Annotated in this window: 17 protein-coding genes; 8 read left to right on the top strand and 9 right to left on the bottom strand. The window is 72.5% G+C overall.

Annotated elements, in window-relative coordinates; genetic code table 11:
- Positions 1 to 62: 62 nt before the first annotated feature.
- From ACFYXK_RS18010 to ACFYXK_RS18020, 3 genes are all read right to left on the bottom strand, one after another.
- Complete coding sequence (locus tag ACFYXK_RS18010; protein ID WP_389411961.1) at positions 63 to 1154, bottom strand: hypothetical protein; 1092 nt, start codon at positions 1152 to 1154, stop codon at positions 63 to 65.
- A complete protein-coding gene (locus ACFYXK_RS18015) occupies positions 1154 to 2749 on the bottom strand; it encodes a M48 family metallopeptidase (RefSeq protein ID WP_389411962.1) in 1596 nt (531 codons plus the stop codon). The genes ACFYXK_RS18010 and ACFYXK_RS18015 overlap by 1 nt, the downstream gene beginning before the upstream one ends.
- Before the next feature lie 236 nt (positions 2750 to 2985).
- Positions 2986 to 4092 carry a hypothetical protein gene (locus ACFYXK_RS18020; RefSeq protein ID WP_389411963.1) on the bottom strand — a complete coding sequence of 369 codons (1107 nt, stop codon included), beginning with the start codon at positions 4090 to 4092 and terminating at the stop codon, positions 2986 to 2988.
- Positions 4093 to 4220: 128 nt separating this feature from the next.
- Here ACFYXK_RS18020 and ACFYXK_RS18025 point away from each other — a divergent pair, with 128 nt between their 5' ends.
- Positions 4221 to 5378 (top strand): cystathionine gamma-synthase, encoded by a 1158-nt coding sequence (locus ACFYXK_RS18025; RefSeq protein ID WP_389411964.1) that lies wholly within the window; start codon positions 4221 to 4223, stop codon positions 5376 to 5378.
- Between the two features lie 60 nt (positions 5379 to 5438).
- Here ACFYXK_RS18025 and ACFYXK_RS18030 read toward each other — a convergent pair whose 3' ends face one another.
- The 3 genes from ACFYXK_RS18030 to ACFYXK_RS18040 form a co-directional block, all read right to left on the bottom strand.
- On the bottom strand, positions 5439 to 5690 hold the full coding sequence (locus tag ACFYXK_RS18030; protein WP_030290839.1) for a hypothetical protein: 252 nt from the start codon (positions 5688 to 5690) through the stop codon (positions 5439 to 5441).
- A complete protein-coding gene (locus ACFYXK_RS18035; RefSeq protein WP_389411965.1) occupies positions 5687 to 6115 on the bottom strand; it encodes a sigma factor-like helix-turn-helix DNA-binding protein in 429 nt (142 codons plus the stop codon). Before ACFYXK_RS18035 ends, ACFYXK_RS18030 begins: the two co-directional genes overlap by 4 nt.
- A 69-nt stretch (positions 6116 to 6184) precedes the next feature.
- Entirely contained in the window at positions 6185 to 6706 is a 522-nt protein-coding gene (locus tag ACFYXK_RS18040; protein WP_053786297.1) for a MarR family winged helix-turn-helix transcriptional regulator, read from the bottom strand.
- A 246-nt stretch (positions 6707 to 6952) separates the two neighbouring features.
- On the opposite strand from ACFYXK_RS18040, the gene ilvA reads away from it, so the two are divergent.
- The 3 genes from ilvA to ACFYXK_RS18055 all read left to right on the top strand — a co-directional run bounded on the left by ilvA (position 6953) and on the right by ACFYXK_RS18055 (position 10308).
- Positions 6953 to 8188: a threonine ammonia-lyase gene (gene ilvA / locus ACFYXK_RS18045; protein WP_389411966.1), complete on the top strand. Its 1236-nt coding sequence runs from the start codon at positions 6953 to 6955 to the stop codon at positions 8186 to 8188.
- Positions 8189 to 8374: 186 nt separating this feature from the next.
- A complete protein-coding gene (locus ACFYXK_RS18050; protein WP_389411967.1) occupies positions 8375 to 9454 on the top strand; it encodes an ATP-binding cassette domain-containing protein in 1080 nt (359 codons plus the stop codon).
- Positions 9451 to 10308 carry an ABC transporter permease gene (locus tag ACFYXK_RS18055; RefSeq protein WP_389411968.1) on the top strand — a complete coding sequence of 286 codons (858 nt, stop codon included), beginning with the start codon at positions 9451 to 9453 and terminating at the stop codon, positions 10306 to 10308. Before ACFYXK_RS18050 ends, ACFYXK_RS18055 begins: the two co-directional genes overlap by 4 nt.
- 66 nt (positions 10309 to 10374) lie before the next feature.
- Here ACFYXK_RS18055 and greA read toward each other — a convergent pair whose 3' ends face one another.
- Both greA and ACFYXK_RS18065 read right to left on the bottom strand, forming a co-directional pair.
- Positions 10375 to 10872 (bottom strand): transcription elongation factor GreA, encoded by a 498-nt coding sequence (gene greA, locus ACFYXK_RS18060; RefSeq protein WP_383505296.1) that lies wholly within the window; start codon positions 10870 to 10872, stop codon positions 10375 to 10377.
- Between the two features lie 136 nt (positions 10873 to 11008).
- Entirely contained in the window at positions 11009 to 11434 is a 426-nt protein-coding gene (locus ACFYXK_RS18065) for a DUF4307 domain-containing protein (RefSeq protein WP_389411969.1), read from the bottom strand.
- Positions 11435 to 11553: 119 nt separating this feature from the next.
- On the opposite strand from ACFYXK_RS18065, the gene mca reads away from it, so the two are divergent.
- Positions 11554 to 12435 carry a mycothiol conjugate amidase Mca gene (gene mca / locus ACFYXK_RS18070; protein WP_389411970.1) on the top strand — a complete coding sequence of 294 codons (882 nt, stop codon included), beginning with the start codon at positions 11554 to 11556 and terminating at the stop codon, positions 12433 to 12435.
- Between the two features lie 2 nt (positions 12436 to 12437).
- Positions 12438 to 12668, top strand: coding sequence for a hypothetical protein (locus tag ACFYXK_RS18075; protein ID WP_030290865.1), 231 nt, complete (start codon positions 12438 to 12440; stop codon positions 12666 to 12668).
- 130 nt (positions 12669 to 12798) lie between these two features.
- Here ACFYXK_RS18075 and ACFYXK_RS18080 read toward each other — a convergent pair whose 3' ends face one another.
- Complete coding sequence (locus ACFYXK_RS18080; protein WP_389411971.1) at positions 12799 to 16035, bottom strand: tetratricopeptide repeat protein; 3237 nt, start codon at positions 16033 to 16035, stop codon at positions 12799 to 12801.
- Positions 16036 to 16214: 179 nt separating this feature from the next.
- On the opposite strand from ACFYXK_RS18080, the gene ACFYXK_RS18085 reads away from it, so the two are divergent.
- On the top strand, positions 16215 to 16469 hold the full coding sequence (locus ACFYXK_RS18085; protein ID WP_389411972.1) for a hypothetical protein: 255 nt from the start codon (positions 16215 to 16217) through the stop codon (positions 16467 to 16469).
- A gap of 96 nt (positions 16470 to 16565) precedes the next feature.
- The gene (locus tag ACFYXK_RS18090) at positions 16566 to 18149 is read left to right on the top strand and encodes a class I adenylate-forming enzyme family protein (protein WP_389411973.1); all 1584 of its coding nucleotides are present in this window, start codon (positions 16566 to 16568) and stop codon (positions 18147 to 18149) included.
- Positions 18150 to 18163 lie beyond the last annotated feature (14 nt).

Raw genomic sequence — 18163 nt, forward strand, 5'->3', positions numbered from 1 at the left:
AACGGGCGGGGGCGGGCCGGGATTCCCCCCGACCCGCCCCCGGCCACCGCGTCAGACTTCCGTCATTTCTGCGTGACCGCCCGGCGCACGCTGAAGTCCCGCGCCTGCACGTACCGCGCCTTGGCGTCCGCCGCGTACGTCCACGGCGTCGCCCCGATGTACCCGTCGACGGCACGGAACTGCTCCACGGCCTCCGTGTACCGGTCCTGCCAGTACAGGTTCCACGCCAGCATGTGCCGTACCCGGGTCACCCGCCGGTCGGCCGGGTCCGCCGCCGCCACGTCCGCGAGCGCCGCGTCCGTGGCCGCCACGATCTCCGGGCGCTTGTAGTAGACGCTCGGGTCGAGCTCCGACTCCGACATCTCGTACTCCAGGTACGCGTACAGCGGCAGCAGCGACAGCAGCTCACCCGGGGCGCCCGCGGCCGCCGAGCGCTGTGCGAACGCCTCCGCCTCCTCGTGCGAGCCGCGCCACTTGCGGCACCAGTACTGCAGCGCGCCGGTGTGCGCCGCCAGCACCTTCGGGTCGCGCCCCACGATCTGCTCCCACAGCTGCCCGTACCGCTCGTGGGAGTACCCCAGCGCCATGGCGACCGGCTGCTCCAGCATGTACGGCACCGGGTCCGCCGGGTCGGCGAGCCGCTGGGCCTCGTGCATCGCCTCCTGCGAGGCGGCGATCAGCCGGTGGAAGCCCCGGAACTGCTCCTGCGTCGTGTTGCTCGCGCTCAGCGAGCCGCGCACGTTCCACGCCACCAGCACCGACGCGTCCGCGTGCACCGCCGCCGCCGTCGGGTCCTGCGGCCGCGCCGCGCGCCAGGCCAGCAGCCAGGCGTCGTCCTCGGCGGCCAGCTCGGCCAGTTCCCGTACGCGCCGGATCCGCTCGTCCCAGTCCTGCCCGGCCGCGTCCGCCCAGGCCGCTCCGGCCTGCCAGTCGCCCGCCCGTACGGCGTCCAGGGCGGCCGTGTCCGCAGGCAGGAGCGGGGCCCCGTTGTCGGTGTCGAGCGCTTCGGCGGGGGCGAAGCCCAGCGCGACCGCCGCCTGGCCGTCGGCGCGGCTCGCCCAGCGGCGCTTGCCGGCGCCGCCGCCCTTGCGGGCGCGCAGCAGCTTGTACGCCCCGCTGATCAGGAGGATCCCGAGGACGATCAGGCCGAGCATCAGAGGAGCACCAGCTTTCGCAGGGGTTCGGTGTCGGGCAGGTCCGCGACGAGCGCGTCCAGGGCGAGCTCGAGCTGCTCCTCGAACCCGTCGGCCGCGTACTGCAGGGCGGCCGAGTCGGACCAGGACAGCTGCCAGCGGGCGGCGCCGCGGGCCGTCAGCTCGGCGGTGACCAGCTGCTTCAGGGCGCGCCGCAGCACGGGGCGGGTGAACTCGCGGGCGGCGCGACCGGTGGCGGCCGCGGCCTCCTCGGACTTCGGGAAGCGGTCGGCGATCCGCCAGCGCAGCGCCGGGTCGGCGTCGACGGCGTCCAGCAGGGCCGCCAGCTCGGGGGCCGTGCCCTCGGCGGCGACGGCCTCGCGGATCTCCTGCGCGCCCTGGCCGACGTACCGGGTCATGCTCTCGTGGACGAGGTCCGCCCAGTCCACGCGGGTGAGCGCGAGCGCCTCCGGGGTCAGGACCGCCTGCTCCAGCGCCGCCAGCGCGGCCTGCGGGGAGGCGAGCAGCTCCAGCGCCGGTCGGGCCGGCTGCGCGCCGCGGCCGTCGTCGGGCAGCGCCTCGATGCGGGCCACGCGCTCGGCGAGCGCGGGGTGCGAGTCGTAGGGGGAGGCGGGCTCGGTGGACAGCTCGCGGCGCAGGCCGTCCAGTTCGTCCGAGCGGGCGTCGAGCAGCTGCCGCAGGCCGCCGAAGACCTGGCCGGAGGGCGGCAGCAGGCCGGCGCCGACGCCGAGGGTGGCGTAGGAGTCCATGTAGAAGTCGTGGGCGGGGCCGATGGCGTTGAGCTCGCGCAGTGCGGAGGCGGCGGAGTCGCGGCCGGCGACGCGGACCGAGGCCAGGTCGGCGGCGAGTTCCTGGCGGCGGCTGCCGGAAAGGGTGGCGCGCATGTAGAAGCGCGCGTACGCCGTGTAGATCTTCGCCATGGCCCGGTACATCGCGCCCTGGCCGGCGGTGTCGATCTCCTTGGCCTTCTTGCCCTTGGCGAGCCGCTTCTCGGCCGCCTTCTCCTGCCGGGCCCGCTCCTTGGCGACCTTGGTGTCGGCGCGGTCGTGGAAGTGCCCGATGGTACGGATCAGCTGGGCGCGGCCGCGGGCGATCAGCGGGGTGAGGCGGGTGTCGAGGTTGGCGTAGTGGCCCATCTCGTGGGCGAGCACGGCGCGCAGCTGCATCTCGTCCAGGCCGGTCATCAGGGGCAGGCCCAGGTAGAGGCGGCGGGTGCCGGACTTCAGGCCCAGCAGCCGGGCGTCCTCGCTGACGGCCGCGTTGACCTCGTCGATGAGCAGGATCTCGTCCGGGGCGCGGGTGCCGACCTGGGCCGCGATGTCGCGGACGGTCTGCCACAGGAGGGGTTCCTGCCGCTCGGTGACGGGCACGCCGGGCTGCGGGTCGCCCTTGGGGGTGCGGAGCATGAACATGCCGCGCACGATCGGGACGGCGAGGACCACCGAGACGATGAGGATCTTGAAGGCGACGCCGCCGTGCAGCCAGGTGACGGTGGCCCAGTCGGCGGCGGCGAGCACGCCGAGCAGGATGAAGCCGAGCAGGTAGAAGCCTGCGAGCAGGACGAGGGCGCGCAGCGCGCGCAGTGAAGCGCCCATATGGACGGATCCCCCCACGGGATGAAGTGGTGCATGTGCAGGTGCTGCGGATGTGCCGCGGGCGCGCGGTGGTCGGCCGGGCCGGGCGGGTCACGCCGGGCCATCATGCGGCCCGCAGATCTTTACGGCAACCTTATTCGCCGGGATTCCGCAGGTGGGAGCCAGGGGGGCCGGGGCTCCTGCCTGCGGGCGCCGCCGTGTCGGTGAGGCGTCCGCCGCGCCGGTGCGCCGGTGCGTCAGTGCGGCAGTGTCGCCGGGGAGCCGCCGTTGGCCTCGTAGCCGGCCACCGCCAGGGCGCGGTACACCGCGTACTGCGCCGCCGGGTCCGGGGCGGCCGACCACGGCAGGGCGCCGACGCAGCCGTCGATGTGGCGGACCTGCTCCATCGCCTGCGCCCAGCGCTCCATCGGCACGAGGAACGACAGCAGCATGTGCCGGACGTGCGCCAGCATCGGGTCGTCCTGGCGGGCGGTGTGCACCGCGTACAGCGCGCCCTCCACCGCCCGGGTCACGACCGCGCCCTGCCAGAAGTTCGTCAGGACGACCTCCGGGACGTGCTCGTACACGGCGAACAGCGGCAGCGCCGCCAGCAGCGAGCCCCGCGGGGCGCGGGCCGCCGCCGCGTGCGCGAAGGCGTCCGCCTGCTCGCGCGAGCCGTGCCACTTCTCGCACCAGTAGTGCAGGGCCGCCAGGTGCGCGCCCATGTGCGCGGGCGCGACGTCGATGACCTTCGCCCAGAGGGCGTCGAACTCCGCCTCGGAGTAGCCGAGCGCCCGCGCGACCGCCAGCTCCGTGATGTACGGGACGGGGTCGCCCGGAGCCAGCAGCGCCGCCTTGCGGCACGCCTCCCGGGCCTCCTCCAGGATGATCCGGTGGTCCGCGGAGCCCACGCCGCCCGAGTGCCGCCACGCCTGCTGCACCAGCAGCTCCGCGTGCACCTGTGCGCCGCCGGCGTCCTTCTCCGCCTCCAGCCGCCAGGCCTTCAGCCAGCGCGCGCCGACCCCGGGCTCGGCCACCAGCTCCAGCGCCGCCGCCCCGCCGAAGGCCTGGATCCGCTGCCAGCGCAGCTCGCCCTCCTTCGGGGTCCCGGCCAGCAGCTGCGACGCCGCCTGCCACCGGCCGCTGTGCTGCACGGCTTCGAGGGCGTCCATCAGGTCCTCATCGGGGCCCGGGACGCGGATGTCCAGGTGCTCCTGGCGGGCGAAACCGTAGTTCTCCGGGTCGGCCGCGTCAGGGCTGTCCGGTGCGACCAGGCGTACGACGCCGCCCCGCCGGCGCCGTATGTACGGGCTGAAGGCGGCCACGAGCAGGCCGAGCGCGATCAGGAACCACAGAATCTCCATGTCCCCAAGCGAACCAGACGCACCCGCGCCAAGGCCAATGCCGTACCGGCGCTCCGCCTGCGGCCGTGCACGGCCGCACCACCGGGTGTGCAGTGGGCTCGTCGGCTGACGGGGCATAGCATCGGCCCATGAGCGACGACAGCCACGAGCACCAGAGCTTCGAGACCCGCGCGATCCACGCGGGCAACACCGCGGACCCGCTGACCGGCGCGGTCGTGCCCCCGATCTACCAGGTGTCCACGTACAAGCAGGACGGCGTCGGCGGACTGCGCGGCGGCTACGAGTACAGCCGCAGCGCGAACCCGACCCGGACCGCGCTGGAGGAGAACCTCGCGGCGCTGGAGGGCGGCCGGCGCGGCCTCGCCTTCGCGTCCGGGCTCGCCGCCGAGGACTGCCTGCTGCGTACGCTGCTCTCCCCGGGCGACCACGTGGTCATCCCGAACGACGCGTACGGCGGCACCTTCCGCCTCTTCGCGAAGGTCGTCTCCCGCTGGGGCGTGGAGTGGTCGGTGGCCGACACCTCCGACGCGGAGTCCGTACGGGCCGCCCTGACCCCGAAGACGAAGGTCATCTGGGTCGAGACCCCCTCCAACCCGCTGCTCGGCATCACCGACATCGCGGTCGTCGCCGACATCGCGCGGTCGGCCGGCGCCAAGCTGGTCGTGGACAACACCTTCGCCTCGCCCTACCTCCAGCAGCCCCTCGCGCTCGGCGCGGACGTGGTCGTGCACTCGCTGACCAAGTACATGGGCGGCCACTCCGACGTGGTCGGCGGCGCGCTGGTGACCGCCGACGCGGCGCTCGGCGAGGAACTGGCCTACCACCAGAACGCGATGGGCGCCGTGGCCGGCCCCTTCGACTCCTGGATCGTGCTGCGCGGCATCAAGACGCTGGCCGTCCGCATGGACCGGCACGCGCAGAACGCGGCGAAGGTCGCCGAGATGCTGACCCGGCACCCCAAGGTGCACAAGGTCCTCTACCCGGGTCTGGCCGAGCACCCGGGCCACGAGATCGCCGCCAAGCAGATGCGCAACTTCGGCGGCATGGTCTCGTTCTGCGTCATCGGCGGGGAGCAGGCGGCGGTCGATCTCTGCGCCCGCACCAAGATCTTCACCCTGGCCGAGTCCCTCGGCGGCGTCGAGTCCCTCATCGAGCACCCGGGCCGCATGACCCACGCCTCGGTGGCCGGTTCGGCCCTGGAGGTCCCGGCGGACCTGGTCCGCGTCTCCGTCGGCATCGAGAACGCCGACGACCTGCTCGCGGACCTGACCCAGGCCCTCGGCTAGCCGCCCCTTCCCGGCGTACGGGCCTTCACGGCCCGTACGGCGACAACCGCCGAGCGGTGGTCACCAGCCCTCCAGGGGCGGGGAGACACCGCTCGGCGGGATCTCCCACGGCCGGGCCAGCGAGGCCCACACCGCGAAGGCCACCGCCGCCGCGAACAGCAGGGCCCAGCCGGCCCGGCGCAGGGCCCGGCGGCGGCGCAGCAGCCGGTCGCCGCGGGCCGCGGCGCTGGCCGCCAGCCCGGCCGGGACCACCGGGTGGGGGCCCTCCAGCAGCCGCCTGACCTGGTCCTCCTTGCGGTCGGGGACGCTCATGCGGCCTCCTGCGAACGCATCGCCGCCACGGCCCGGTTGCACAGCACCCGCACCCGCTCGACCGGCAGCCCCAGCTGCGCGGCGGTGACCTCCTCCGCGACGCCCTCGTACACGCGCAGCACCAGCACGAGCCGCTCCAGCGGGCCGAGCCGGGCGAGCAGCCCCCTGCCGCCGTGGTGGCGCCAGCCGGTGCGGGCGAAGGCGTCGCACAGCTCCCGGCGGGTGCGGTCGTACGGGTCGTCGCCGCGCACCCGGCGCCAGTTCGCGTACGTACGGGCCAGCGCGTCGGCGAGCAGCCGGCGGGCGGCGTGGGGCTCGGTCTCCGGCTCGGCCGTCAGCAGGACGGCGACATGCAGCAGCCGCCCCGCCGCACCCGCGACGAAGGCTTCGAACTCCGCGTAGGCGCCCGGCCCGTGGTCGTCCACAGGCCACATAGTGCGGGCAGCGGGACCGCCCCGGTCAAGAGGTCGGACGGCCCCGGCTCCCGTCCGTCCTCAGGAAGCGGGGCCCGCTTCCGAGACGGCGCCCATCAGCTCCGACAGCGAGCCGTTGAAACGGGTCAGCAGCCCGGTGAAGGACTCGCGCTCGTCCTCGCTCCAGTCCTCGGTCACCCGGGCCATCAGCTCGCGCCGCGAGGAGCGGACCTCCTCGAGCCGGGCGAGGCCGCGCGGGGAGAGCGCGAGGACCACGGCCCGCCCGTCCTCCGGGTGCGAGGTGCGCTTGACCAGGCCGCTGTCGACGAGCGGCGCGACCTGGCGGGTGACGGTGGAGGAGTCGATGCCCATGCCGCCGGCGAGCGCCTTGACGCCCATCGGGCCTTCCAGGTCGAGCCGGTTCAGCAGCAGGTACGCGGCGCGGTCCATCGAGTTGCGGGCCTGGCCGACCCCGCCCAGGCGGGTCTGCTCGGCGCGGCGGGCGAAGACGGCCACCTGGTGCTGGAGCGCGTCGAGGAGACCGGCTTCGGCGGACGCCTCGGCCGCCGTGGGCAGGTCGGAATTGGCCGGGGTGGAAGGCATGGCCGTGAGCTCTCTTCGCGTGGGGCCGACAAGGATGGGGGACAGAGTACGCGGCCGTGGGGCGGCTCGTACGCCTCGTACGAGAACTGGTACGGGCGGTCGGGACGAGGACCCCGAGCCCGTCCCGGATGGCCGGATTTCGCCCCCTGTGGGCTTTCACCGGCAGGCTGTCGCCGGTCCGGCGCCGGTCGTCGGCCGGGTCGTCGGCCGGGCGCCGTGATCCGTACGGGCTGCGAGACTGGCGGCATGAACTACCGCGTGCCCGTGCCCGTCCCGCAGGTCATTCTCGACGACGTCCGGGGGGCCCAGAAGATGCTCTCGGGCGTCGCCCGGGTCACGCCGATGGAAGGCAGCCGGCACCTGAGCGCCCTCACGGGCTCCCCGGTCCACTTCAAGTGCGAGAACCTCCAGCGGACCGGCTCCTTCAAGCTGCGCGGTGCCTACGTGCGCATCTCCGGCCTGCGCCCCGAGCAGCGGGCCGCCGGCGTCGTCGCGGCCAGCGCCGGCAACCACGCGCAGGGCGTGGCCCTGGCCTCCTCCCTCCTCGGCGTCCGCTCGACGGTGTTCATGCCGGTCGGGGCGCCGCTGCCGAAGGTGGCGGCCACGCAGGAGTACGGCGCCGAGGTGCGGATGTCCGGCCAGGTCGTCGACGAGACCCTGGCGGCGGCCCAGGAGTACGCGGACCGCACCGGGGCGGTGTTCATCCACCCCTTCGACCACCGCGACATCATCGCGGGCCAGGGCACGGTCGGCCTGGAGATCCTGGAACAGTGCCCGCAGGTGCGGACGATCCTCGTCGGAATCGGCGGCGGCGGCCTCGCGGCGGGGATCGCGGTCGCGGTCAAGGCGCTGCGGCCGGACGTCAAGGTGATCGGGGTCCAGGCGGAGGGCGCCGCCGCCTATCCGCCCTCGCTGCGGGTCGGGCACCCGGTCTCGATCGACAACCCGGTCACGATGGCGGACGGCATCAAGGTCGGCCGCCCGGGAGACATCCCCTTCCACATCATCGGGGACCTCCTCGACGGCGTCCGCACGGTCTCCGAGGACGCCCTCTCCAGTGCCCTGCTGCTCTGCCTGGAGCGCGCCAAGCTCGTCGTGGAGCCCGCCGGGTGCAGCCCGGTGGCCGCCCTGCTGAGCAGGCCCGAGCTGTACGCCGGGGGCGGCCCGGTGGTCGCGGTCCTGTCCGGCGGGAACATCGACCCGCTGCTGCTCCAGCGGATCCTGCGGCACGGCATGGCGGCGGCGGGCCGCTACCTCTCGCTGCGGCTGCGCGTGGCCGACCGGCCGGGGGCGCTGGCCGGTCTCCTGGGGGTGCTGTCAGTGGTGGATGCGAACGTGTTGGACGTGAGCCACGTACGGACCGACCCGCGGCTGGGGCTCACCGAGGTGGAGGTGGAGCTGCACCTGGAGACGAAGGGCCCGGAGCACTGCACCGAGGTCGCGCGTGCGCTGCACGCGGCCGGGTACACGGTCATGGGCTGAGCCGGGCCGGAGCGGGCCGACCGCACCGCACCGCATCCCGCGGAACGCCCGCAGCCCCGTAGCGAAACGCGATATGACGCGATAGCGTATGTCCCCCGAACGGCCGGGCGGGGAACGCCCGGCGCCCCTAGGATTGCGTGGGAATGTAACGATTCTGCTGGCCCGCTGCACACTGGGAGAACCCACATGCCAGGCGCCATCTATGCCGAAGGCCTGGTCAAGACCTTCGGCGAGGTACGGGCACTGGACGGCGTGGACCTCGATGTCCCCGAAGGCACCGTACTGGGCCTGCTCGGCCCCAACGGCGCCGGCAAGACCACGGCCGTGCGCGTCCTGACCACCCTTCTCAAGCCCGACAGCGGCAAGGCCGTCGTCGCCGGGATCGATGTCCTCAAGCACCCCAACGAAGTCCGCCGCGCCATCGGCCTGTCCGGCCAGTTCGCGGCCGTCGACGAGTACCTGACCGGCCGCGAGAACCTCCAGATGGTCGGCCGGCTCTACCAGATGAGCGGCAGGGCGGCGAAGGTCCGGGCCGGCGAACTGCTGGAGCGGTTCAACCTCGCCGACGCCGCCGACCGCACCGCGAAGACGTACTCCGGCGGCATGCGCCGGCGCCTGGACCTCGCGGCCGCACTCGTCGTCCGCCCACCCGTCATGTTCATGGACGAGCCGACCACCGGCCTCGACCCCCGCAACCGCCAGCAGCTCTGGGACGTCATCCAGGAGCTCGTGGCCGGCGGCACCACCCTGCTGCTCACCACCCAGTACCTGGAGGAGGCAGACCACCTCGCGCACGACATCTGCGTGGTCGACCACGGCAAGGTCATCGCCCGCGGCACCTCCGACCAGCTCAAGGCCCGGACCGGCGGCGAACGCGTCGAGGTCGTCGTCCACGAGCGCGCCCACATCCCCGAGGCCCGGACGGTGCTCGCCGGATTCGGCAAGGGCGAGACCACCGTCGAGGAGCACACCCGCAAGCTGACCGTCCCGGTCGCCGGCGGCGCCAAGCTGCTCGCCGAGGTCATCCGCGAGCTCGACTCCCGCAGCATCGAGATCGACGACATCGGCCTGCGCCGGCCGACCCTCGACGACGTGTTCATATCCCTCACCGGCCACACGGCCGCCCTGGCCGACGAGGAGAACGGCGAGGGCGCCCCGGCGGACGCCAAGGGCCGCCGCGGCCACAAGGCCTCGGCCCCGGGGGCGCTCCCGGCAGCGGAGCCGGCCCCGGCGCCGGTGCCGGCATCGAAGGAGGCGGCGAAGTGACCACCACCTCCCCGACCCCGCAGCTCGCGGCGCCGCGCCCGCGCGGCGGCATCGTCCAGGGCGTCAACGACTCCCTGGTCATCGCCAAGCGGAATTTGATTCGCATGTCCAGGATTCCCGAAATGATAATTTTCGGGGTCATCCAGCCGGTCATGTTCGTCGTGCTGTTCAGCTACGTCTTCGGCGGCTCGATCAGCGTCGACGGCAACACCTCGCCCGCCGCCTACCGCGAGTTCCTGATGGCCGGCATCTTCGCCCAGACCGTCACCTTCGCCACGGCCGGCGCGGGCGCGGGCATCGCGGACGACATGCACAAGGGCCTGATCGACCGGTTCCGCTCGCTGCCCATGGCCCGCGGCGCGGTCCTGACCGGCCGCACCCTCGCCGACCTCGTCCAGACCAGCCTCACCCTGGTCGTCCTGGCCGTGGTCGCCCTGCTCGTCGGCTGGCGCACCCACACCAGCGCCGGCGAGGTACTGGGCGGCTTCGCCCTGCTCCTCCTGCTCGGGTACGCGTTCTCCTGGATCGGCGCGCTGATCGGCCTGTCGGTGCGCACCCCGGAGGCGGCCACCTCGGGCGGGCTGATCTGGCTCTTCCCGCTGACGTTCATCTCGAACGCCTTCGTCCCCTCCGACAACATGCCGACCTTCCTGCGGACCATCGCCGAATGGAACCCGTTCAGCGCGACCGTCCAGGCGGCCCGCGGGCTGTTCGGCAACTTCCCGCCGGGGTACGAGGCACCGGCGGCCTGGCCGATGCAGCACCCCGTGATCGCGTCGGTCCTGTGGTCCGTACTGATCATCGCGGTGTTCCGGACCCTCTCGGTCCGCAAGTACCGCTCGGCGACCGCATAGGTGCCAGGACACGGGGAAGCCCCCGCCGGATCGCTCCGGCGGGGGCTTCCCGATGTCGTGGGGTGATCAGCCGTTGAAGGGCTTGACGTCGAGGATCTTGACGGTGGCCTTCTTGCCGTTCGGCAGCTCGTACTCGGCGTCCTCGCCGATCTTCTTGCCCATCACACCGGTGCCCAGCGGGGACTGCGGGGAGTAGGTCTCGAAGTCCCCGGAGGCGTACTCGCGCGAGGCGAGCAGGAAGGACATCGTGTCGTCCTCGTCGCCGTCGAAGGCGATGGTGACGACCGTGCCGGGCGCGACCTCGCCGTCGGAGGCGGGTGCGGTGCCGACCTTGGCGTTCTCGAGCAGCTGCGTCAGCTGGCGGACGCGGAGCTCCTGCTTGCCCTGCTCCTCCTTGGCCGCGTGGTAACCGCCGTTCTCGCGCAGGTCGCCCTCCTCGCGGGCGGCTGCGATCTTGGTGGCGATCTCCGTGCGTGCGGGACCAGAGAGGTAGTCCAGCTCGGCCTTCAGCTGGTCGTACGCCGCCTGGGTCAGCCAGGTGACGCTCTCGCTCGTCTGGGTCACGGGTGCTCCTCGTCGGTACAGGGGACTACAAAGCCGCCAGCGGCGGGCGAAACCACGAGCCTAACAATTCGGGAAGAAAAGGGGGAGGACACCATGTGTATGAAGTGTGTCATCGGGCCCGTGAGCAGGAAAGAGCTCAGTCTGCCGTGGGCGTGGTGCCCGTCGCCGCCTGGCAGCCCACCAGTTCGATCATCGTCGCGCGGCCGGTGGTCTTCAGTGAGAGCATCTCATCCACCCGCGTGCCCTTCTGCCCGAAGGTGAAGTCGGCGCGGCCGACCTCGGCGTGGTCCTTGTTCTGGGAGCTCAGCGTGCACACCCCGGTGACTGAGGCGTCCTTGCGCACCTCCAGGTGCACCTTCACCTCGGTGTCGGAGACCACCTGGAACTTGATCACCTCGGCGCTGACGCTCTGACCGGCGACGTAGTCCCAGCCGATCCAGCCCACCAGGGCCAGCAGGCCGACGCCCAGCACCGACCCGACGATCTTGAGCTTCCGGTCCGCACGCTCGTCCGCCGACCGCCCGTAGCGACCCTCGGGCAGCCCCTCGCGCACCGCACTCATCGATCGTTCCTTTCGGAGGGCCGGACTCCAGCATCCCAGGGGCAGCCCCGGAATTTTTCCACCCCCCGATTCGGTCACTATAGGAGGCGATGCCCTGACGACTTAAAGAGGATCCTGTCTTGACCGAGCAGCTTCGACTGATGGCCGTCCATGCCCACCCCGACGACGAGTCGAGCAAGGGCGCGGCCACCATGGCCAAGTACGTGTCCGAGGGGGTGCCCGTGCTGGTGGTGACCTGCACGGGGGGCGAGCGCGGCTCGATCCTCAACCCCAAGCTCCAGGGTGACAAATACATCGAGGAAAACATCCACGAGGTCCGCGCCAGGGAGATGGACGAGGCGCGCCAGATCCTCGGCATCGAGCAGGAATGGCTGGGCTACGTCGACTCGGGCCTCCCCGAGGGCGACCCGCTGCCCCCGCTGCCCGAGGGCTGCTTCGCCCTGGAGGACGTGGACGAGGCGGCCGGCCGCCTCGTGAAGAAGATCCGCGCGTTCCGGCCGCAGGTCATCACCACGTACGACGAGAACGGCGGCTACCCGCACCCCGACCACATCATGACCCACAAGATCTCGATGGTGGCCTTCGAGGGCGCGGCCGACACCGAGAAGTACCCGGAGGCCGAGTTCGGCCCGGCGTACCAGCCGCAGAAGCTCTACTACAACCAGGGCTTCAACAAGCCGCGCACCATCGCCCTGCACGAGGCGCTGCTCTCGCGCGGCATGGAGTCCCCCTACGGGGAGTGGCTGGAGCGCTGGAAGGAGTTCGAGCGCACCGAGCGGACGCTGACCACGCACGTGCCGTGCGCCGACTTCTTCGAGATCCGCGACAAGGCGCTCATCGCGCACGCCACGCAGATCGACCCGGACGGCGGCTGGTTCCGCGTGCCGATGGAGATCCAGAAGGAGGTCTGGCCCACGGAGGAGTACGAGCTCGCCAAGTCGCTCGTCGACACTTCCCTCCCCGAGTCCGACCTCTTCGAGGGCATCCGGGAGAATGCGTAGCCATGAACGCTACGCAGGCAGCACTGACCGAGCTCCTTCCGCTGGCGGGTGACACCTTCGACAAGAACAAGGTGACCCCCGGAGTCCTGGGCTTCATCGTGTTCGCGGCCCTCGCCCTCGCGGTGTGGGGCCTGATGAAGTCGATGAGCCGCCACATGGGCAAGGTCGACTTCCAGGAGGCCCCGGAGGCGGGCGCGGCAGCCGCTGCCCCCGCCGCGGACCGGGCCCCGTAGGGAGCCGTCCTCCGGGTGGTGCGCCGCCGCCCTCCCGCTGCGCGGGTGGGGCGGCGACCGCGCGTGCCCGCGGCCCCCTGCCGTACGGCTCGGGCGGTCACGCGGGTCACGCGGTCATGCGCTCACGCGGTCACGGCTCCGGCGAGGCCGGCGGCATCGGGACGCCCATGATCTCCCGCGAGTGCAGGTTCGGGACCAGCGCGAGGCGCCACGCCTGCCAGCCCTCCGCCGGGTCCACGCCCCGCCCCAGCACCACCGCATAGGTGTCCAGGCTGTCCTCCAGCCGCCCGTCCCGCATCGGATGCGGCGACGCGGCCAGCCGCGCCAGCTCCGCCCGGGCCTCGTCCACCCCCGCGCCCGGCAGCGCGTACGGCAGCAGCGTGCAGCGCAGGAACCGGGCCCAGTCCTCCCCGCGCCGGTCCCCGTACGAGATGAACAGCCGGGCCGCCTCCTCGCACAGGCCCACCGCCTGCGACGCCCGGCCGTTGCCCGCGTCCACCACCGCCAGCTCCAGGCAGGTCCACGCCTCCCCGTGCGCCAGCCCGATCCGCCGGAAGTCCGCCCGCGCATCCACCAGCAGCTGCCGCGCGAACCCGGAGTTCTTCAGGTTCCCCGTCTGCGCCGCCCGCTGGTCGCGCGTCACCCGGCCCGAGTGGTGCCGGGCGTGGGCCAGCCCGTACACGTCCCGCATCCGCGAGAACATCGTCCGGGCCCGCTCCAGCTCCCGTACCGACTGGTCGCGCTCGCCGCCCTCCTCCAGCGCCTGCCCGAGGTAGTACAGCGTCCACGCCTCCCCGCGCGCGTCCTCCTGCTCCCGGTGCCGGGCCAGCGCCTCGCGCAGCCGCTCCACCGCCGGGACCGGATCCCCGTCCACCACCCGGGCCCGGCCCAGCTGGGTCAGCGCCCAGGCCTGACCGCGCTCGTCGCGCGTACGCCCGTACAGCTCGAGGGCGAGCTTCAGCTCCGCCTCCGCCCGCGGGACGTCCCCGAGCCGCAGGTACACCTGCCCCAGCTGGAAGTGCGCCCACGCCTCACCGTGCACGCTCTCGTTCTCCCGGTGCAGGGCCAGCGACTGCTCCAGCAGCTGCATCGCCTCCGCCAGGTGCGCCCGGTCCCGCTCCACCGCCGCCAGGGCGTGCAGCCCCCACGCCCGGTCGCCGGCCAGCTTGTCCGGCTCCTGCAGCACCAGCGCCTCGCGGATGCGGGCCGCGGCCTCCGGCAGCTGCCCCTGGTGGTGCAGGGTGATGCCGAGCGAGATCAGCGCCATGCCCGCGCCCGCGTCCTGCTGCGCCTCGATGTACTGGTCGACCACCGAGGTCAGCGTCGTGCGGGCCTTGTCCAGCTCGCCGAGCTGACGCGCCGCGATACCCGTACGCCACTGCACCGAGCGGACCATCCGCCCCTGGCCGGGCTCGCCCTGCCGGGCGGCCTCCACCGCCTGCGTCAGCTCGTTGATCTCGCCGAGCCGGTACAGGTCCCCGCGCAGCAGGCAGAAGTCGCACAGCGCGCCCAGCAGGTCCAGCACCGCCTGCTGGTCCACGTCCTCCGAGTGCCGCAGCGCGGCCGTGATGAAGCTGGACTCGTCGTCCAGCCAGCGCAGCGCCGCGTCCAGCGAGGCGAAGCCGTGCCCGCCGAAGTGGTTCGCCCGGGTCGACATCTTCCCGTCGACCATCCGGATCACCGAGTCCGCGAGCTGCGCGTAGTTCCGGATCAGCCGCCCGTGCGCCGCCGAGGCCTCGGCCCGGTCCTCGTCCGCCGCGAGCCGCGCCGCCGCGTACGAGCGCACCGCGTCGTGCATCCGGAACCGCTCCCCGCGTACCGGGTCCAGCAGGCCCGCCTGCGCCAGCTCGCGCAGCAGCCGCCCGGCCACCGCCGCTTCCGCGTCGATCAGCGCCGCGGCGGCCGACGGGCCGAGCGAGGCCCGCCCCGCCAGCGTGAGCCGCCGCAGCAGCCGGCGCCGCTCCTCGGGCAGCCGTACGTAGGCCAGGCCGAGGGCGTCCTCCAGCGCATCGGTGCCACCGGTACCGGCCGGACCCTCCCCCGGCGCCGCGCCCAGCGGGGCCAGGACGCGCAGGGCCAGCGGGAGCCCGCCGCCGAGCGCGAGCAGCCCCTGCACGGCCTCCTCCTCGTACGGGGCCCCGCCGGCCGCCTCCGCCCCGGCGCGCACCAGCTCCGCGCCCTCCGGCTCCGCCAGCCGCTCCACCGGCAGCTGGTGCACCCACGCCGCCAGGTCCGGCAGCTCCAGCGGCTCGCGCGCCGTCACCAGCACCAGGCTCTCCGACCGCTCCGGCACCAGCATCCGCACCTGCGCCGCATCCACGGCGTCGTCCAGCAGCACCGTCACCGGCAGCCCCTGGAGGTGCTGGTGGTACAGCTCGCCCAGGCGCCGTACCTGCTGCTCCGCCGAGGACCCCTCGCGGAACAGCAACTGCTCGCGCGGTGCGCCCAGCCGGTTCAGCAGGTGCAGCAGCGCCTCCCGGGTCGACAGCGGCGCCTCCCCGCTGAGCGAGCCGCCCCGCAGGTCCACCACGCAGGCGCCGCGGAACTGGTCGCGCAGCGCGTCCGCCGCACGCAGCGCCAGGGCCGTGCGGCCCACGCCCGGCTCGCCGTGCAGCACCACGACCACCGGGCGGGTCTCCGTACTGGCCCGGGCCGCCTGCACCCACTGCGCGATCCGCGTCAGCTCCGCCCGCCGGCCCGTGAACAGGGCTCCCGACTGCGGGAGTTGACCGAAGGACTGCTCCAGCACGCTGCGCCGCCGGGCCTCCGCGCTGCGGTCGGTCCCGCGCAGCGACGCGGCGGCCGGCCGGGAGGGCTGCCGGGGCACCCGCGCCGCGGCGGCCACCGCGCGCTGCTGCTCCAGGAACGGGCGGATCCCGCGCACCTCCAGCGCCGTCAGCCACTGGAGCCTCAGCTGCTCCGGCCCGCCGGGGCGGCCGCGCACGCCGGCCCGGCGGTTGGCGGCGGGCAGGTGCAGGGCGGTCACCTTGGCGACCGTCGCCGCCGCCCCGGCGATGCCGGTGACGGCCCCGGCGGTCAGCGCGGTGCCCGCCGCCACGCCGAGCGACAGGTCGGCCCCGACAGCCGCGGCCGCCGCAACCGCCGTCACGAGCAGGGCCGTCGAGGTGTTCCCGCGCCGGAAGGCCTCGCCGAGGGACTCGTCCCCGACCGCCGCCTCGTCCAGGGCCCGTACGTACGCCTCGTACTCCTCGGCGGCGCTCGCCGCGAGCGCGTCCAGCGCCTCCAGGCCGCGCGCCAGCAGCGCAGCCCTGTCGACCGGTTGCCCCGTCCCGGCAGCCCGCTCGGCCTCCTCGTCCACGGCCCGCTCCAACAGCCGCTCGGCCTCACCGCGATGGCTGTCCCGCATCGGCATCCCCCTCAAGAGAGCTCCGGCAACGTGCCCCAAGTGTCCGCCGGGACTGCCGCGAGCGCGAGGGAACTTGAGCTAGATCAGAGGGAGTTGGTCCAAGTTCGGCCGCTCGCACGCATATATGTACGTTCTGGGCCGGGCGCACGAGCCGACGGTGGAAGACCCTCGCACTCTGCGTGTCCGTACTCCTCGCCTCCGCCGGCCGCGACGAGCACGCACCGCCCGCCGTCCGGGCAGCCGCCCACCTCTGCCTGCTCCACGGCGCGGCCCCCGAGCGCCACCCCGACCCGGCCGACCGCACCCGCGGCTGCACCCCCACCTGGCCCCAGGCCCGCGACGCCTGGACCCGCGACCTGGCGCCCCCCTGGGTGGCCCGCGCGGTGCGCCGATCGGCTACCCGGATCGTGATGCCTTCCGGCACTCCGTTATAGCCAGTCGAACGATCTACCGCTTACTTCATTGCGCGGCGAAGATTGAATCGCCCAATTAGAGACGTCGTTATGGTTGGCAAAATCAAAGGAAGTCCCATGAGCCTGCCCGAGCCTTGGTGGCGCGCAAGTCAAAGTTATGTCTCGGAGATCCTCTCGCTGCTCGCGGCCGCGCCGGATCGAGATTTCTTCCATTGGCGCGGCGAATCCTTCTCCGGTGGCGATCTGATCCGGTCCGTGACGGAAACGTTCCTTGCGCTGCGCAACCGCGGAGTGGGCAAGGGGGACGTGGTGGCGGTCCTGATCGCACCCAACAGCCCCGAGACGCTCACCGTGCGGTACGCGACGCACCTGCTCGGCGGCGCCGTGTGCTATTTGCGAACCACCAACCCCGGTACCAGGGCGACGGTCCTCCCGCTGGATCACCAGATCCAGATCCTGCGTGAGACCGAAGCCGTGACCATCTATGCCGATGCCGAAGGTTCGGAGCGCGCGGCAGAGCTTGCTGACGGCAGTGGGATCCCGGTGACGCGACTTCAGCGCGGCGAAGGCGATGAGGCCGGCCGGGCCGATGTTGCCGACACCCTGGACGCCGTTTCATGGGACCCGAATGCGCTGGCCTTCATCAACTTCACGAGTGGCAGCACGGGACGGCCCAAGGGAATCCGGTTGTCGGGCCGCGCGTGGGAAGCCACCGTGCGTGCATGGATGGATGTCGGTCGTGAGTACGACTGTGCGTCGATCCTGATATCGACCCCTCTGAGTCATGGCGTCGCCCCGATGGCAGACGCGGTCTTCGCCCTGGGCGGAGCGATCCATGCCCATGAGGCCTTCGATGCCGAGAAGTTCGTCGACACCGTCTCCGCCGAAAAGGAGATCTCGTGGACGTTCATGGCGTCGAATCACGTGTTCCACGTCCTCGATCATTTGGTTGAGCGAGGAATCGGCGACAGGGATGCCCTGGAAGCTGCGGGCCTTTCTTCGCTGAAGCGGATCGTCTACGGCGGCAGCCCCGCGGCGCCCGCCCGAATTGCACAGGCTTTTCGGATCTTCGGCCCCGCCATGGCTCAGGGTTATGCCGCGAGCGAGTGTGGCCGGATCACGATCCTGACGCCTGAGGAGCACGGCGACCCGGATCTCGCGGCCACTGTCGGTCGGCCCTTCCCCGGGGTGGAACTTGCTGTCTGCAACTCGGATTCGGGTGCGCAACTGGCGGTCGGGGAAGTCGGTGAGGTTCGCGTCCGCTCGCCTCAGATGATGGACGCCTACAACGGCGAACCGGAACTGACTGCACGCGTCCTTCGTGACGGATGGTATTTCACCGGAGATATCGGCCGTCTCGACGAGCGAGGCTATTTGACTCTCCTGGGTCGGATGGCCCACGTCGTCAAGGTCGGTGGCGTCAAGATTCACCCCATCGTTCTCGAGGCGGAAATTCTTGCCCACCCGGGTGTCCGGCACGCCGCCGTATACGGCGTGCAGGACGAGGACGGAAGCGATCACATCCACGCCGCAATCGAATGCGATCCGGCTGAGGTGGTCGAAGTGGAGGACATCCGCGCGAGCATTGCCGAGAAACTGTCCCCGATTCACGTGCCCGAGAAGTTCCATGTCTTGAGCGAGCTGCCGATGAACAGTACCGGCAAGCCCGACAAGGCGCTCCTGAAGTCGCAGTATTCCTAGCGCAGACCTTTCGG

It is taken from the genome of Streptomyces sp. NPDC002209, from assembly GCF_042890265.1.
In the GTDB taxonomy this organism is placed as follows: domain Bacteria; phylum Actinomycetota; class Actinomycetes; order Streptomycetales; family Streptomycetaceae; genus Streptomyces.